Here is a 1,590-nt window from a genome sequence, read left to right on the forward strand (position 1 = left end):
TAACTGGCAATCCAGGTGGTCCCATCACCCTGGCAAAAATCAGGTCACACTGGTCCCATCCTCATGGCAGGCGACAAGAGCTACCCGCGTAAATCGTTGCGGCCCTTGCGGCGAGCGCAGACTCAACCCACGCGAGCGACGCGTTCGGCGTACCGAGGTCCGCCGTTATCAAGGCTCCATTTGTTCCCGTGCCAGACGGCGTGAGCACGTCCGACCCGAGTATCTCCATTGCAAGTTCGGTTTCACGTTGGAAGAACTCACTCCAGATTATCTTCGTCATCGCCGCCTCGGCTCCGGGATACTCACCCTTCAAGAAGCGCGACAACGCTTGGTAGCCACGACAGCGCATGATCTCGACGCGGCTGCAGGCCCACGCGAGTTGTTCACGGATGTGCGGGTCGCTCGTCTTGCCTCGCTCTCGCGCCAGGTCAATGAGCCGAGTGACGTCGGCTTGAAATCGGATTGCGTCGGTGGTGACGCTGGTTCCGCGCTCGAAACCGAGCAGGGTCATCGCCACCGACCATCCGCCGTTGAGCTCCCCCACAATGTTGCCCGCCGAGGTCCGAGCGTCAGTGAAGAATACTTCATTGAACATCGTCTGACCGACCATGTTCTTGATGGGCCGAACCTCGACGCCCGGCTGATTCATCGGTACGAGGAGGAAGGAGATCCCCCTGTGTTTGGAGGCGTCCACGTCCGTCCGACACAAGACGAAAATCCAGTTTGCGAGATGACCGGCGGAGGTCCAAATCTTCGATCCGTTGATCACCCACTCACCGTCGTCAAGCACCGCCCTGGTCCGCAAACTGGTGTGCCTCGTTGCGCCTGCCGCGCGATCACTATGTGCGTCTGGACGGCAATGATTACTCGGTGCATCCCGGGGCCGTCGGACGGCGGGTGCTGGTGCGGGCGGATCTGGATCGAGTCCACGCGTTCTGCGACGGGGAACTGGTCGCCGAGCATGAACGTATCTGGGCAACGCATCAGACCCTGTCGGACCCGGCGCACGTTGAGGCGGCGAAAGTACTGCGGCGCAGGCGAATAGCAGCCAAACACGCCGTGGCTGAACCGCAAGTCGTGACCCGATCGCTGACCGATTACGACACCGCGTTCGGTGTGGACCTCGATGGCGGGGTGGCCTGATGGCGACCGCGAAAACCAGCCCAGCCGGCCGTGATGTCCGCGCTGAAATCGCCTACCTGACAAGGGCATTGAAGGCACCGACGTTGCGCGATGCCACCGAAAGGCTCGCCGAGCGGGCTCGCGCGGAGAACTGGAGCCACGAAGAATACCTGGCCGCGTGCCTACAACGGGAAGTGTCCGCTCGCGAAGCCCACGGCGGCGAAGGACACATCCGATCGGCCCGGTTTCCGGCACGAAAATCGTGGTGGATTCAAGGTCCTAGTGCAACAGCGGGTGGATCGGACGGGTCGGACAGTAGTTCGTCGAGGCGTTGGGCGGGTGTTTTCCAGTCCAGGGGTTTGCGTGGCCGGTTGTTGAGTTTGGCGGCGACGTGGGCTAAGTCCCCTGGGGTGGTGGGAATTCGGGGACGGGGCTGAGGTGGGCGGAGATGTTCAGGCCGTGTCGGTG

At 62.2% G+C, this 1,590-nt stretch carries 4 pseudogenes; 2 read left to right on the forward strand and 2 right to left on the reverse strand.

The window, feature by feature from the left end:
- Window positions 1-61 precede the first annotated feature (61 nt).
- A pseudogene (locus ACJH7A_RS30410) lies at window positions 62-853 on the reverse strand (acyl-CoA dehydrogenase family protein); the annotation flags it as partial.
- On the opposite strand from ACJH7A_RS30410, the pseudogene ACJH7A_RS30415 reads away from it, so the two are divergent.
- Window positions 799-1,143, forward strand: a pseudogene (locus ACJH7A_RS30415) (Mu transposase domain-containing protein); the annotation flags it as partial. The pseudogenes ACJH7A_RS30410 and ACJH7A_RS30415 overlap by 55 nt on opposite strands.
- Window positions 1,143-1,385 (forward strand): annotated as a pseudogene (locus tag ACJH7A_RS30420) (IS21-like element ISAau2 family helper ATPase IstB); the annotation flags it as partial. The pseudogenes ACJH7A_RS30415 and ACJH7A_RS30420, both read left to right, overlap by 1 nt.
- 8 nt (window positions 1,386-1,393) lie before the next feature.
- Here ACJH7A_RS30420 and ACJH7A_RS30425 read toward each other — a convergent pair.
- Window positions 1,394-1,590: pseudogene (locus ACJH7A_RS30425) on the reverse strand (hypothetical protein); the annotation flags it as partial.

This window comes from Mycobacterium sp. SMC-17 (assembly GCF_045310915.1).
Taxonomy (GTDB): Bacteria; Actinomycetota; Actinomycetes; order Mycobacteriales; family Mycobacteriaceae; genus Mycobacterium.